A 14,278-nucleotide genomic window follows, 5' to 3' on the forward strand; every position below is an offset into this window, starting at 1 on the left:
ACAACACAAAAAAAATGCCGGAGCGCGTGGGGCGCGTCTCCGGCCAAAGGTTCTGGAGGAAATGGAGGGAAGGGGCCCTAGGCCATGGCCTGTTCGTCGATCACGAAAGGGCCGAGATCTTCATAGAAGCGGAACTGGTTGCGGCCACAGCGCTTGGCTTCGTACAGCGCCATGTCTGCGGCGTGCAGCAGCGGGCCTTCGCCCATACAGTCATACGGCGCGGCGGCAATGCCGATGGACGTGCTGATGCGAACGCGGTGGCCGGTCGACAGGCCATAAGGCTCGCTCAGCTTGCGCTTGAGCCGCAGGGCCAGGCCCTCAACGGCAAGGCGCGATGGCGATGTGCTGCAGACGATGAAGAACTCGTCCCCACCTGTGCGCACGGTCAGGTCGCTGTCGCGAACAATGGCTTTCATCCGGGCCGCCACGACTTTGAGCACTTCGTCGCCCGCGCCATGACCATATGTGTCGTTGACCGCCTTGAAGCCATCCAGGTCCAGCGCCAGGATAAAGAGCGGCGCGATGTTTGAGGATTCTGCGAGCAGGACCGGCAGGCGCTCTTCGAGGGCGCGTTTGTTCGCGAGATGAGTCAGGGGGTCCGAATAGGCCAATTTACGGACCTCCTCTTGCTTCTCGACCTGCGCGCTAATGTCGTTGGAGGTGCCGATATAGCCGGTGATCCGACCCTTGTCGTCAAAGCACGGCGCGCCGGCCATATCCATGTGATAGGTCTGGCCATCAATGTCCGTGAAAATCCCGCGCACACGGGCGTAACTCGCGGCCGACTTGACCGCATTGGTCATGATCTCGGAGTTCTCTTCGTCGAACTGGATAATGTCGAGATAGTTGCAACCAACCAGGGAATTGCGGCCGCCCTTCAGTTTTTCGAGGAAGGTGCCCTCGGCATAGATCAGCTTGCCCTGCAGATCGGTTTCCCAGAACAGGTCTGAGGCCACGGCGGAGAAATTGGACAGGCGCTTCAGCGTTGCCTTGGCCTCGCTATGTTGCTGATCCAGCTTCTTGAAGGCGCGGATCATGATCTTGTGGGCGGGCCAGAAGACCAGGAACACTTCAGCGACAATCGTCAGGACAAGTGCCAGGACCGTATAGGTCTGGATCGTACCCAGCCACTTGGCGCGCTTGTTGGCCTGCGCTTCGAAAGCGTCGGCTGCCTCTCCGAGCCGATTGGCCAGAGGGCCGGTGGCTTCATATTCAATCGCCTCAAGCGCCGCGGACGTATTCCGGCGGTCGACCAGAACCCAGTTCACATTGTTGATCAGCTCAAGAACCTTGGCGTGAATGGAGTTGTCGCCTTCGGAATAGATTGCCTGAAGTGCGGCATCATCATCGCCAAAGCGGATGAGTTCGTAGTGAGACGTCTCGAACAATACGATGCTGGCGCGCAAATTCTCGCGCAGTTCCGGCGATCCGTCTTCGGCGTAATCATGGGCCGCATGAGACATTTGCTGCAACAGCATGCGCTGGCTGCCGCTCATATTGATCGCAGTCGCATCATGCGCACCTTGGCGGAGGGCAGTCAGGGAAACGATGTGGCTGGCCAGGATCAGCGCCAGGATAATGCTCAGCGCGAGGATGTACCGATTCAGGTGCGACTCAAGAATTTCGCGCCCGGATTGGCGCTTCTTGTCGCGTTTGAATATGGTGGGTCCAGAAAACATGATGGGCGAACCATACCCAAACAGGGTTAGAATCGTCTTTCGGAATAAAGGAAATTTCTTACCGGCGTTTCAAACCTTGTTTACCTAGATATCAAGCTCTTCAACGAAGGCAGCGTTCTCCTGAATGAACCGGAAGCGCAATTCCGCCTTCTTGCCCATCAACGTATTGATCAGCTCCTCGGCCGGAACCTCAACATCGTCAATCGCCTCCAGAGTGACCCGCGCAAGCGTCCGCGTTGCTGGGTTCATCGTGGTTTCCTTCAGCTGTGAAGGGTTCATCTCGCCCAAGCCCTTGAAGCGGGTCATGTCTACTTTCTGGTTCGGTTTGAAGTGCTCTTTCATCTTCTCGGCCCGGTCGGCATCGTCCATCGCATAGACGATCGTACCCTTGTTGGAGAGCTTGTAGAGCGGGGGCAGGGCCAGGAACAAGCGTCCACTTTCGATCAGGCCCGGTGTCATTCGATAGAAGAAAGTGATCAGCAGGCTGGCAATGTGGGCGCCGTCAACATCGGCATCCGTCATGATGATGATGCGGTCATAACGCAGATCATCCATGTCGAACTTCTTGCCCAGCGCCGTGCCGAGCGCGAGCGAGAGATCATTGATCTCCTGATTGTTCATCATCTTGTCGAGCGAAGCGCTCTCGACATTCAGGATCTTGCCGCGCAGGGGCAGGATGGCCTGGGTCTTGCGGTCTCGCGCCTGCTTGGCAGAGCCACCAGCCGAGTCGCCCTCGACGAGGAAGAGTTCGGTGCCGTCCGGTCCCTTGTTGGAGCAATCCGCCAGCTTGCCGGGCAGGCGAAGCTTCTTGGTGGCCGATTTACGGCTGATATCCTTGGCTTTACGGCGGCGCTGGCGTTCTTCGGCGCGCTCAACCGCCCAGCTGAGCAGTTTGTCGGCTTCTTTCGGGCTACCCGCCAACCAATGATCGAACCGGTCGCGCACGGAGTTTTCCACGAGACGGAACGCGGCCGTCGTCGACAGCTTGTCCTTGGTCTGACCGACAAATTCCGGACCCTTGATGAAAACAGACAAGAGCAAGCCGGAGTGGCCCATGATATCTTCGGCGGTGATTTCGGAGGCTTTCTTGTTTCCGGTCAGTTCGCCAAAATTGCGCAGCCCTTTTGTGATGGCTGAGCGGAAACCCGCTTCGTGCGTGCCGCCATCCGGGGTCGGAATAGTGTTACAATAAGAGCGCGAGAATCCGTCCGCCTCGCCAAAGCCGGCGCGCGTCCAGGCAATGGCCCACTCGACCTTGCCTTCGCCACCCTGATCAACCAGACCGGTAAAGGCTGCGTCAGTGATGGTCGCCTTGTCCTTGAAGACTTCATCCAGCTGGTCTGCCAATCCGTTGGGATAGGAAAGCGTGGCTTCGGCAGGGACCTTGGAATCTTCTGGCAGCAGGGAAGGATCACAGCTCCAACGGACTTCAACGCCTCGATAGAGATAGGCTTTCGACCGCGCCATCTGGAACAGGCGGGCCGGGCGGAAACGCATCTTTTCGCCGAAGATCTGGAAGTCCGGCTTGAACTTCACCACGGTCCCCCGGCGATTTGGCGCCGTGCCGACCTTTTTCAGCTTGTCCTGCGGAATGCCGCGCGAAAAGGTCTGGCGGTACAAGATTTTGTCGCGTGCGACTTCAACTTCGACCAGTTCCGACAGCGCATTAACGACCGATATGCCGACGCCGTGCAGGCCGCCGGCGGTCTCGTAGGCCTTGTCGGAGAATTTGCCGCCCGCATGCAGCGTGGTCATGATGACTTCCAGCGCGGACTTTTTCGGGAACTTCGGGTGTGGATCAACCGGAATACCGCGGCCATTGTCGCTCACCGCCAGGAAGCCATCGGCGTCGAGCTTGATCTCGATCCGGCTGGCATGCCCGGCCACGGCTTCATCCATGGAGTTGTCCAGCACCTCGGCAAAGAGGTGATGATAGGCGCGCTCATCCGTGCCGCCAATATACATGCCGGGGCGTTTGCGGACAGGTTCAAGGCCTTCGAGGACCTCGATATCCTTGGCGGAATAGCCGGTACTTTCTGTACTCATTTGGTCAAACAGCTTTGCTTGCTTGGCGGCTGCCATATGATGTCTCCGATAAGGGCGGGCGACTCAGTGTCGATATGGGAGAACATAAGATGACAGCCTCGATTAATACGGCGTTAACCCTGGAGAGCGGGCTTACATTCCCCAATCGGCTTGTGAAGGCGGCAATGACAGAGGGACTCGCTGATCCTCGCAACCGGGTAACTGAAAGCCATCTGACATTGTATCGCCGCTGGGCGGAAGGCGGCATAGGCGGGATGATCACAGGAAATGTCCAGATTGACCGCAATCATCTCGAGCGTGCGGGAAATGTGGTCATAGACGGCAAGCCGTCAAATGAAGAGATGGATATGTTCTCGCGCTGGGCCGACGTTGGCAAATCTCATGGCGCCACAATGATCATGCAGGTCAGCCATGCCGGACGCCAAACGCCAAAACTGATCAATCCGAGCCCCGCTGCGCCAAGTCCGGTCGCGCTGGGCTTGCCGGGCGGCCAGTTCGGTCAGCCCCGCGCGATGACTTTGGACGAGATCAAAGCCGTGATCGAAGGCTTCGGCCGGGCCGCCAGCGTTGCAAAGCAGGCGGGCTTTGACGGTGTTCAGGTTCATGGCGCGCACGGCTATTTACTTTCTTCATTCTTGTCGCCGCTGGCGAACCAGCGCCAGGATGACTATGGCGGGCCGCTGGAAAACCGCGCGCGCCTGCTCGCCGAATGCGTCAGGGAATCGCGCGTTGCGGCTGGGCCGGGGTTTTCAGTTTCGGTGAAGCTCAATTCCGCAGACTTCCAGAAAGGCGGGTTCAGTTTTGAAGACTGTCTCGGCGTGATCGACATTCTGAACGAGCTTGGCGTCGACTTTGTCGAGATATCCGGGGGCAATTATGAACAGCCCCGCATGATGGACAGCGAAGGCCTGGAGCCGGTTTTTGAGCAGAATGTCCGTGAATCCACGCGCGAACGGGAGGCCTACTTCCTGAAATATGCCAAAGCAGTACAGGCGCGCAGCCAGTTGCCACTCATGGTGACGGGTGGATTTCGCACGACCGACGCCATGAATTCGGCGCTTGCGGAAGGGGAGGCCGACCTGATCGGTCTCGGCCGACCGCTCTGTGTCGAGCCCGACACGCCGAGACGGCTCTTGTCCGGAGAGATCGTCGTCGCCGCGCAATGGGAGAAAACGTTGCGCCTCGGGCCGGGATGGCTGGGGCCGAATTCTCCCATCAAACTGGTGAAGGCGCTGAACGGGTTTGGAGTCATCGGCTGGTATTATGAACAGTTGCGCAGGCTTGGCGCCGGCGAGGCCCCCGATACGGGATTGGGCGTACTTTCTGCTTTCTTGGCTAACCAGAAAAATGAAAGCCGCACCGAGAAGGCCAGAAAAGCCGCAATGCCCTGATAGGAGACGGTTTCCACATGGGAGGGAATTTCCTGAGCATTCGGTGGCTTGAACCGGCCTGCCTTGCCCTCCACATCTGGTGAAACGCCCGACTCCTGCCATCATCGGCAGGTAGGGTTTCCTGAGTTGCCGCTCAGTCGGGGCTCAATTTGAAGAAGGAGGCATTGTAGATGCCAAGTATAAAGAACCTTCCGGTGTTGCCGCTTCGGGACATCGTTGTGTTTCCAGACATGGTCGCGCCCCTGTTTGTTGGGCGGGACAAGTCTGTGCGGGCCCTCGAAATGATCGAAGAGGCCGATAATGAAATCATGCTGGTCGCCCAGCGCGACGCGGCCATAGACGACCCGGGCTCAGATGATGTCCACGAGGTCGGCACGATTGCCACTATTCTGCAGCTGCTCAAGCTGCCTGACGGTACGGTGAAAGTGCTGGTCGAAGGCAAGACGCGTGCGCGTCTGAACCAGCTGCACGACCGCGGCGAATATTTTGAAGCTGAAGTCGAAGCCTATGACGAGGCCCAAGGCACCGATGATGACGTGCAGGCACTCATGCGTGCGGTGCAGGAGCAGTTTGAAAATTACGTCAAGCTGAACCGCAAGATCCCGCCGGAATCCGTCACCACGATTGCTGCGCTGACCGAGCCTGGTCGTCTGGCCGATGCGGTGGCGTCAAACCTGTCTGTCAAACTCTCCGAAAAGCAGGAATTGCTCGAACTTCCCGATGCGAAAGATCGCCTCGAGAAGGTCTTCGCCCTCATGGAAGGCGAAATGGGCATGTTGCAGATGGAGCGGAAGATCAAGAACCGCGTCAAGCGGCAGATGGAGAAGACCCAGCGCGAATATTATCTGAACGAGCAGATGAAGGCGATCCAGCGCGAGCTGGGCGAGCAGGGCGGCGATGGCGCTGAGCGCGATGAGCTGGCCGACCTTGAGCAGAAGATTGCGGACGCCCCGCTGTCTGAAGAGGCACGCCTGAAGGCCGAAGCCGAGATCAAGAAGCTGCGTCAGATGTCGCCAATGTCTGCGGAATCGACTGTCGTGCGGAATTATCTCGACTGGCTGCTGGCCCTGCCTTGGGGCACGCGCAAGGAAATCGAGACCAATCTCGCCAAGGCCGAGAAGCAACTTGATGACGACCATTATGGTCTCGACAAGGTAAAAGAGCGGATCCTGGAATATCTCGCCGTGCAGAAACGCACCGGCAAGATGAAAGGACCGATCCTCTGCCTCGTGGGCCCTCCGGGCGTCGGCAAGACTTCGCTTGGCCGCTCCATCGCTGAAGCCACGGGACGCGACTTTGTGCGCGTGTCGCTGGGCGGCGTGCGGGACGAAAGCGAAATTCGTGGCCACCGCCGGACCTATATCGGCTCCATGCCGGGCCGGGTGATCCAGTCGCTGAAGAAGACCAAGACGGGCAATCCGCTCTTCCTGCTGGATGAGATCGACAAGATGGGCATGGACCATCGTGGCGATCCGGCATCTGCCTTGCTGGAAGTGCTGGACCCTGAGCAGAACTCGACGTTCAACGATCACTATCTGGAAGTCGATTACGATCTTTCTGACGTGATGTTCGTGACGACGGCGAACTCGCTCAACATGCCCCAGCCGCTTCTCGACCGGATGGAGATCATCCGCATCGCCGGCTATACCGAGGACGAGAAGGTGGAAATCACCAAACGTCACCTCATCCCGCAGGTCCGTGAAGATCACGGCCTGAAGGAAGGGGAGTGGATTGTGGCAGATGAGGCCATTCGCGACCTTGTTCGGTACTACACCCGCGAAGCCGGTGTGCGGAGCCTGAAGCGCGAAATTGCACGGCTGGCCCGCAAGACGGTCCGCATCCTGTCTGACAAGGAGGGCGAAACCCTGACGGTGACGTCGGAGAACCTTCCCGAATTCGCAGGCGTGCGGAAATTCCGCTACGGTCTCGCCGACGAGACCGATCAGCTCGGCGCGGTGACTGGCCTTGCCTGGACCGAGACCGGCGGTGACCTGCTCACCATCGAGGCGGTCAAGATGCCCGGTCGCGGCAACATGAAGGTCACGGGCAACCTCCGCGACGTCATGAAAGAGTCGATCCAGGCGGCCAGCTCGCTGGTCCGGTCCCGGTCTGTCATGCTCGGCATCAAGCCGACTGTGTTCAACACGACCGACATCCACGTGCACGTGCCCGATGGCGCGACGCCAAAGGATGGCCCGTCCGCGGGTGTTGCCATGACAACGGCGATTGTCTCGCTGCTGACCGGCAACCCGGTGGACCGGGAAGTGGCCATGACGGGCGAGATCAGCCTGCGGGGACGCGTCCTGCCGATTGGTGGCCTGAAAGAGAAACTGCTCGCAGCTCTGCGCGGCGGCATCAAGACGGTGCTGATCCCGGAAGAGAACGAGAAGGATCTCGAAGACATTCCGGAGAATGTGAAGACCGGCCTGAAGATTGTGCCCGTTTCGGACATCAATGAAGTGCTGGCCATCGCGCTGACGCGGCCCTTGTCGCCGATCGAGTGGTCAGAAGCAGATGAAGCCGCATTGCAGGCCTCATTGTCCGGTCAGCCGGGTAATCAGGCGACCGATCCGGCCCGTCCTCACTAGGCTGAATTGAGACTTATGACAGGCGGCCGTTCAAACACTGAACGGCCGTCTTGCTTTTTCTCTCAACCCCGTGCATTTGAGCGGGATTGGGGCGGTTAGCTCAGTTGGTAGAGCATCTCGTTTACACCGAGAGGGTCAGCGGTTCGAGCCCGTTACCGCCCACCATAAAAACAAGGCACTAGCCTGTGGAAAAAAGAACATCAGAGAACAGTTTACAGCATAGTTTACAGGTTCTGTTCTTGTTCCGTCCTTAAAACGTGGCGCTCGTTCGCCCAGAACGGTCGCGCCGAACGTGTGTGTGCGCCTGATTTTTTATGCATGTCTTGGGTGTCCAGTCGAACAGATCGGTGAGGACTTTATCAGCGAAGCGATCCCGGCTTAGCCGATGCTGGATTACTTCGCGTCTTGCCGTCCACCACCGTCGGACACCCGCATGAACAGGGCGAGAAGCGGTTCGTTGATATAGTAATTGTTCCGGCCGGCCTGATGCTTGGTTACGAAACCCGCTTCGGCAAGTTGATCGAGATACTTGGTGGCGGTCGGTCGGCTGACATGCAGATCGTGCATCACGTAATCGATGCGCGTGTAAGGGTGGCGGAAGAGGTTGTTCAAAAGGTCCTGACTGTAGATCTTGCCGAGCTCTGCTCGCATCCGTTTCTTGTAGTCCGCCATCTGGGCGCGCAAGCCTTCGATCAGCTGTAGGGTCGTCTGAGATGTCTCTGCCACCGCTTCCAGAATGTAGAGTACCCAATCTTCCCAAGCGCCGTCATCTCGCACGGCCTGCAGCAATCGATAATAGTCGTTTTTCGTACCTGTGATGTGACGGCTGAGATAGAGAATGGGAATGTCGAGCAGGCCCGTGCGCGTCAGATAAAGTACATTGAGGATACGCCCGATGCGGCCATTGCCGTCCGGGAACGGGTGGATGCTCTCAAATTGATGGTGAATGATCGCCATTTTGATGAGCGGGTCCAGATCGCAGGCGTCATCATCATTGATGAAGACTTCGAGCCCAGCCATAAGGGTTTCAATCTCACGCGGGCCCTGTGGTGGCACATAGACGGTTTCGCCCGTGCGATCGTTCTTCAGCTCTGTTCCGGCCTGCGTTCGGAAGCCATCGTCTCGCCCCTTCAACAAACGAAACATGTCGATGATGATGCGGTTAGTGATCAATCCCTGCGTCTTGCGTAGCTGGTCAAATCCAAGCCTCAGGGCGTCACGATAGAGTGCGACCTCTTTTGCTGCGGCTGAGCCAGGCCCTTCGGGAAACAAGTCTGCCTGGAACAGTTCGTCCTGAGTGGTGACGATGTTTTCAATTTCAGAACTTGCCTTGGCCTCCTGCAAGGCCAGCGTGTCGATCAAGATACCCTGATTGGGGATGGCTTTGGCTGCGCCCTTCAATTCCGCCAGTGCCCTGTTGGCGCGCGCAAGTGCCTTCAGCACCGGTACCGTCTCTATCTCGACGGGTGGCGGAAGATCGGGCAATTTGTACGAGGAATCTGGTGATTTCGACATGATATGTCAAAGAAACGCAATTTTCTTTACATGTCCAGCTAACGTGTAAAGAAAATCACCAAATTGGTGTAAATCAACACCAAGCGATCTCTGACCTATGCAGGCGGCATCCTTTACGAGACTTGGCTCCTAGATCGAAGTCGTCATCGCTTCAATGACAGCTGCATCTGACACGTAAATCCGCTTCATTTTCGCGAGTGTACCCGGCGTCCAGCCGAACAAATCGGTCAGAACCTGATCTGATATCAGAGTCGGGTAGAGGTGCTGAAGAATAATCATATTCGTCGCGCATGTCTTGCGCATGTCGTGGATGGTTGGCCCATCGTTTTCCGGGCCAAGTCCCATACGGCTGCGATGGCGATCAAAGCTCGTGCCGAACCCTTCTGCCGTCCAAGGCTTGCCCTTACTGGAGAAAAGAATCGTGAGGGGGGCCGTCGCGAGTTTGGCGCGCGCCGCATCGATTTCATCAAGCAACGACCGAAGCGGAGGCGTGATGGGGATAAGTGCAGTGTTGCGACCACGACTCTTGCCCGTGGGAATGATCAGATGCTGCTTCGTGATCGCCGAAAGTGGCAAGCGGGTAAGGTCTTCACGGCGAAGTCCGGTGTGAAGAGCCAGTTTGAACGCCCAGGCCAAATGCGCCGACGCGGTCTTGAGAAACTTTGCCTGCTCTTCCAGAGACCAAATACGCGCTTCCGTCGGCCGTTCATAAAGCGGTTCGATGCCATGCGCTCGGTTCCAGTCCAGCCGCCCGTCCTTTTTGCACCAAGTCAGGAAGGCCGACAGAGCCAGGACGGCCTCATCAGCAGCGCTCGGAGAGTGACCCCAAACACGATCGCGGTGGGAGGTGATAAACTTGATAATGCGTCTGCTATCGAAAACCGAAAGGGGTGCGTTCGCGGCTTGCTGGCCCGCCTTCAGGGGCATTTCCAACCACTTGTCGAGATATTTGATCCTTGCCGTTTGCCCTTTTGGCTTCATCTTTCTGAATGCGGGAGACTTCTTCCGATAAAGCATGACCGCCATGGCGAGCGAATCTGCGACTGGCGCTCTTTCATCCTCCATCACCTCTGAATAGGCTTGGATGAATTCTGGAGGCAGTCGCTTGCCAGGCCCATCCAACCTGGATCCTTCAATCGTCCAGAATTTTGGACCGCCGCGAAACGCGTAATAGTAGTATCGTGTCTGGCCCGTCGCGAGCTTCTTCGCAATTACATGAAGACCTTTGATGGACATGGTCAGCTCCCTAGCCATTTCGCCTCCGAATCAGTTTCGAGTCTGAGAGAGGCCTTGTCCAGAAGGGTAATTTCGCCGTCAGGCATGAGCCGGACGCCGCATACGTCAAATCCTGTATCTTTCGCTGCAGCGATCAGCGTTTTGAGACGGCGCTTGATTTCACAGGTTTTTAGATGCGGAGGTATCTGCGTTCGGGCCATTGCTCGACATCACCGGTAGGTTTGAGTCTTCATGGCCTTACGAAAGCCAGGATCGCTCGAAAGGAAAGCTTCAAGCATCAGAGGAACCAGCATAGCCACCGATGCCTCAGCTCCGTAGGTTGCAGCATGGATTCGAGAATACGCTTCGAGATCCGCCGCCAGCGGTGTCCGGTCCGGAAGCGGCCCGATCTTCAAACTGACTTTACTCATGGCTGCTTGCCTCCTTGATAGGGTTTCAGAACAATGTCCTTGTTGACCAGCACGCCGAGGCGCCAGCCTGGCCGAATCGTGATCGAGGGCTGGACGTCGAGGTTACGTCGCACAATTTCCTGACCGGCCTCATTGGCCCCGGTCTGCGCCGAGCGGCGGAGCGCCCGGGCAATATCGCCCTCGTCATCGCTCGCAAGTTCGGAGCCGACGCCGAGCAGGGTCGAGAGCGCGACGCCCTGGAGCAATTTCCAGGAATGATAGTCGACCTTGTCCTCGAGCCCGGCGTAGCCGCGCGCATCGACGCCGGCGAGATTGTCGATGCGGATGGATGACCCGTCCGGCATAACGATCCGGCTCCAGACGAGCAGGGCGCGCGACTGGCCGAACGCGATGACGCTGTCATAGCGGCCGATGAGTCTCGCGCCCTGCGGCACGAGGACGATCTCGCCCGTGACGGTGTCATAGACCGGGCTTGTCACCTGCGCGATGACCTGGCCGGGCAGGTCGGAGTTCACGCCCGTGAGCAGGGTAGCCGGAATTAATGTTCCCGCCATCAACTGGTAGGGCGAGACCGGTGTCTCGAGCCGGTGCGGATTGTAGATCGATGGATCTATCTCGGTGCCCAGAAAATCAAGCTTGCGCACCTGACGGTTCGGGTCTTCACTTAAGGATGACCCGAACGCGCTGCCGTCAGATGGCGCAAATGCCGACAAGTCCGGAAAGCTCACCGAAGCCGGCGCCGCAGATGCAACATTCCCGTGGGCACTCCTCGACCCGGCACTCGTCCCTACCTGGAAAAACACCCCGCTCCCCCGGGCCGCATCGGAGAGCGCCGCTTCCCGCGCGCGCAGCTCGGCCTCCAGCGCGGCTAATTGCTCACGCATGGGATCACTTTCAGGCGCATCCTCCGCCGGCAATACCATCCGTCCATCACGCTGGGCCTTCAGGATCGGCGTGCCGAGGTCTCCCGGAAGCGGTGGCCCGAGGATGTCGTCTTCCGGCGCAATCTCGCCATAAGATTTCGGAAGCGCAGCGAGCCCATCCGCTGTCGGATTATGCCCAGTTTTGTAGAGTTCCCGCGCCGGACCGTCCGCGCCGCCCTTCGGGCCTTGCAGGGCAAAGGCGAGCGAGCCGAGCACAATTGCGCTGCTGGTTCCGAGCAGGATCATCAGTGCCCTTTTGGAGAACCGCTTCACCGGCCTCGGGCGCCCGCGGATTTCGAGCGGCTGTGCTGGTGGGGAAGCAGTCTCTGTCATGGCTTCGCGCTGCCAAGATCATTGCGCGCAATCTTCACGACATCCTGGCGCTTTTCTCCGAGGCGCAGCTCGGCGCGGGCGAACAGGCGGTCGACGACATAATAGTCGCCGGACATACGGTAGTTGACGAGTTGGGACTTGCCGTCCCGACCAATGACGAACAGGGCCGGGGCCTCACCCTGGTCGAGCCGGGCGGGGAACTGGATATAGACCTTGCGGCCATCATCGAACACGCGATCCGGCCGCCAGTGCGGAAAGTCACCGTCGAGGTCGTAGCGAAACTTCAACCGTTCCAGTTGCAACCCGGCAGGAGATGCAGAGGCGGGTGCCGCGCCGGACCGCGCGACCCGCGTCACCAATTGCTGGTCGGCATAGCGCCATGAGACGGCCGCCATATAGGTCTCTGCGAATGCCCTGAGTTCAAGATGGTAGGCCCGCAGGCTCGTCGTGATGATGAGGTTTGTCTTGAGGCCCGCCTGTGTCGGCTTGATCAGGATATGTGCCTGCGCGTCCGTGCCGGCACCGGAGACCGTATCCCCGAGGACCCAGCGCACCGTGTCGCCCGCAGAGACCGAGACCAGTTCCTCCCCGGGCTGGAGGACAATGTCGGTCACCTGTTCCGGCGCGCAATAGACCTGGTAGAGCGCGCCGACCGTGTAGGGGTAGACCTGGATCGCGTTCATGTAATTGTCGAGGGAGGGTTCGATGGCCGCCTTGCCGTTTGCCGTCTCTATGGCCTGGTAGGGTTTGAGGGATGGAGATTCTGTTTCGCTGGGTGCGGGCTTCATCTGGCCCGGCATCATGGTCGGTGTGTAGGTGCGGTAGATAACCGGTGTTGGCTCCATGTCCGCTTCAGCTGTGCCGGTCTCTTCCGCATCAGGAGCGAGATAGAGGTCTTCGACATAGTCTGGTTCATCGAGGGTGATGTCGGGACCGACAGCGGCCGGAAAGCTCTCGCACGCCGCAAGGGCCGTCGAGGCGAGGAAGATCAGGGCAAGGCGTTTCATGGGATTTAGCTCCTATTGATGGTCTTTCGACCAGTTGAGGCCGTGGACGTAGAGGCCGAGGGGATTGGCCCTGAGGGCCTCTTCGGTGCGGGGCGGGTCAATGACGATCGAGAACACGCCGGTATGGTTGGACTGGCCGGTCTCGGTCCCGTTCCGGTAAGCGGTCTCGCGCCAGCGTACGGTGAAACTGTCGTCGGAAGCGCGCACTACGCTCGTCACGTCGACCGACACCGAACGTCGCCCGAGGTCGGCAAATGGATCATTGTCGCGGGCATAGTCGTTGAGGGTCGCAGCGGCCCGGTCGGTTGCATAGGCATAGGCTTTCAGCCAGTTCTGCCGGACGACAACCGGATCGATGGAAATGGACCGTGTGTTCTTCACGAACTCTGCCAGGTGGAAGGCGATCTGCGCATCGGTCGGCTCATAGCGCCCGTCGGCCGGGCCGACAGCGCGCACGGCACCTTCGCCGGTCAGCTCGACCACATAGGGCGTGACGAAGGACTGGGTGGAGCGCCAGACGAGGCCGCCCGCAAGCACGAACGAGAGGCCAAGGCTGCCGAGCGCGGCAATACGCCAGTTGGCCGCCTGTACGCGCGCCGAGCCAATCCGGTCATCCCAGGCCTGCGCCGCGCGCTGGTAGGGTGTCACCGGTTCCGGTGTCTCGCCATAGCGGGTGGAATTTCGCTTCCAGAGCTTCATGTCAGTCCTCGTCATTCTTCAGTTGTATGGATGTGCCGCCGCCCGGCCGGTCGCCGTCGCCATCATGCCGGCATCGCGGGTCGACTGGTCGCGGCGTATGCGCCGTGCCCAGTCCGGGGAAGAATTATGCCCATTGGCAGGACCCGCATTGGGCGCGCCCGTGCCGCCCGTTGCCGCAAAGGCGGCGCGTGCTCCTGCCTGATGACGCTCACTTGGGGTTCCAAATGCCCGCCGGGCAAAACCTTTCGCGCCCGAAGCCGCCGCGCGAACGCCCGCGCCCGCGACACCGCTCATGCCCGCCATCGTGGCGCCGGCGCCGGACTTTCCGGAAGCGGCGGCGTTCATCTGGTAGGCCGTGCGTGCGCCGCCTGCCATGGAGGCTGCTGCGCCGACCGCGCTGCGCGTGCCGCCCGCCGCCGCCCCGATGCCCGCCTTGGCGAGGCTGCCACCT

10 protein-coding genes, 1 tRNA gene and 1 pseudogene are annotated in these 14,278 nt (G+C 59.3%); 3 read left to right on the forward strand and 9 right to left on the reverse strand.

What is annotated here, in order from left to right:
- Positions 1-77 precede the first annotated feature (77 nt).
- Entirely contained in the window at positions 78-1,679 is a 1,602-nt protein-coding gene (locus L53_RS13960; RefSeq protein ID WP_034816674.1) for a diguanylate cyclase domain-containing protein, read from the reverse strand.
- An 84-nt stretch (positions 1,680-1,763) separates the two neighbouring features.
- Positions 1,764-3,761 (reverse strand): DNA topoisomerase IV subunit B, encoded by a 1,998-nt coding sequence (gene parE, locus L53_RS13965; protein WP_034816676.1) that lies wholly within the window; start codon positions 3,759-3,761, stop codon positions 1,764-1,766.
- Positions 3,762-3,814: 53 nt separating this feature from the next.
- Here parE and L53_RS13970 point away from each other — a divergent pair, with 53 nt between their 5' ends.
- From L53_RS13970 to L53_RS13980, 3 genes are all read left to right on the forward strand, one after another.
- The gene (locus tag L53_RS13970) at positions 3,815-5,116 is read left to right on the forward strand and encodes an NADH:flavin oxidoreductase/NADH oxidase family protein (protein WP_034816677.1); all 1,302 of its coding nucleotides are present in this window, start codon (positions 3,815-3,817) and stop codon (positions 5,114-5,116) included.
- A 170-nt stretch (positions 5,117-5,286) separates the two neighbouring features.
- Entirely contained in the window at positions 5,287-7,704 is a 2,418-nt protein-coding gene (lon, locus tag L53_RS13975) for an endopeptidase La (protein WP_034816679.1), read from the forward strand.
- Positions 7,705-7,793: 89 nt separating this feature from the next.
- Positions 7,794-7,869 (forward strand) — tRNA-Val (locus L53_RS13980).
- 228 nt (positions 7,870-8,097) lie between these two features.
- On the opposite strand, the gene L53_RS13985 is transcribed toward L53_RS13980, so the two are convergent.
- The 7 genes and pseudogenes from L53_RS13985 to L53_RS17170 all read right to left on the reverse strand — a co-directional run.
- Positions 8,098-9,219, reverse strand: coding sequence for a Fic family protein (locus tag L53_RS13985; RefSeq protein WP_034816682.1), 1,122 nt, complete (start codon positions 9,217-9,219; stop codon positions 8,098-8,100).
- 129 nt (positions 9,220-9,348) lie between these two features.
- Positions 9,349-10,455 (reverse strand): tyrosine-type recombinase/integrase, encoded by a 1,107-nt coding sequence (locus L53_RS13990; protein WP_034816686.1) that lies wholly within the window; start codon positions 10,453-10,455, stop codon positions 9,349-9,351.
- Between the two features lie 209 nt (positions 10,456-10,664).
- Positions 10,665-10,865 carry a DUF2274 domain-containing protein gene (locus tag L53_RS14000; RefSeq protein ID WP_034816689.1) on the reverse strand — a complete coding sequence of 67 codons (201 nt, stop codon included), beginning with the start codon at positions 10,863-10,865 and terminating at the stop codon, positions 10,665-10,667.
- Positions 10,862-12,121 carry a TrbI/VirB10 family protein gene (locus tag L53_RS14005; protein WP_034816693.1) on the reverse strand — a complete coding sequence of 420 codons (1,260 nt, stop codon included), beginning with the start codon at positions 12,119-12,121 and terminating at the stop codon, positions 10,862-10,864. The genes L53_RS14000 and L53_RS14005 overlap by 4 nt, the downstream gene beginning before the upstream one ends.
- Positions 12,118-13,128 (reverse strand): P-type conjugative transfer protein TrbG, encoded by a 1,011-nt coding sequence (gene trbG, locus L53_RS14010; RefSeq protein WP_034816697.1) that lies wholly within the window; start codon positions 13,126-13,128, stop codon positions 12,118-12,120. The genes L53_RS14005 and trbG overlap by 4 nt, the downstream gene beginning before the upstream one ends.
- Positions 13,129-13,140: 12 nt before the next feature.
- Entirely contained in the window at positions 13,141-13,827 is a 687-nt protein-coding gene (gene trbF / locus L53_RS14015) for a conjugal transfer protein TrbF (RefSeq protein ID WP_034816700.1), read from the reverse strand.
- A gap of 18 nt (positions 13,828-13,845) precedes the next feature.
- Positions 13,846-14,278: pseudogene (locus L53_RS17170) on the reverse strand (P-type conjugative transfer protein TrbL); the annotation flags it as partial.

It is taken from the genome of Hyphomonas sp. L-53-1-40 (genome assembly GCF_000682775.1).
GTDB lineage: Bacteria > Pseudomonadota > Alphaproteobacteria > Caulobacterales > Hyphomonadaceae > Hyphomonas.

What these genes read in the sequence shown, in the direction of transcription:
- L53_RS13970 (WP_034816677.1), top strand. Translation starts at nt 3,815, where the DNA reads ATGACAGCCTCGATTAATACGGCGTTAACCCTGGAGAGCGGGCTTACA.
- parE (WP_034816676.1), bottom strand. Translation starts at nt 3,761, where the DNA reads ATGGCAGCCGCCAAGCAAGCAAAGCTGTTTGACCAAATGAGTACAGAA.
- lon (WP_034816679.1), top strand. Translation starts at nt 5,287, where the DNA reads ATGCCAAGTATAAAGAACCTTCCGGTGTTGCCGCTTCGGGACATCGTT.
- L53_RS13960 (WP_034816674.1), bottom strand. Translation starts at nt 1,679, where the DNA reads ATGTTTTCTGGACCCACCATATTCAAACGCGACAAGAAGCGCCAATCC.
- trbG (WP_034816697.1), bottom strand. Translation starts at nt 13,128, where the DNA reads ATGAAACGCCTTGCCCTGATCTTCCTCGCCTCGACGGCCCTTGCGGCG.
- L53_RS14000 (WP_034816689.1), bottom strand. Translation starts at nt 10,865, where the DNA reads ATGAGTAAAGTCAGTTTGAAGATCGGGCCGCTTCCGGACCGGACACCG.
- L53_RS13990 (WP_034816686.1), bottom strand. Translation starts at nt 10,455, where the DNA reads ATGTCCATCAAAGGTCTTCATGTAATTGCGAAGAAGCTCGCGACGGGC.
- L53_RS13985 (WP_034816682.1), bottom strand. Translation starts at nt 9,219, where the DNA reads ATGTCGAAATCACCAGATTCCTCGTACAAATTGCCCGATCTTCCGCCA.
- L53_RS14005 (WP_034816693.1), bottom strand. Translation starts at nt 12,121, where the DNA reads ATGACAGAGACTGCTTCCCCACCAGCACAGCCGCTCGAAATCCGCGGG.
- trbF (WP_034816700.1), bottom strand. Translation starts at nt 13,827, where the DNA reads ATGAAGCTCTGGAAGCGAAATTCCACCCGCTATGGCGAGACACCGGAA.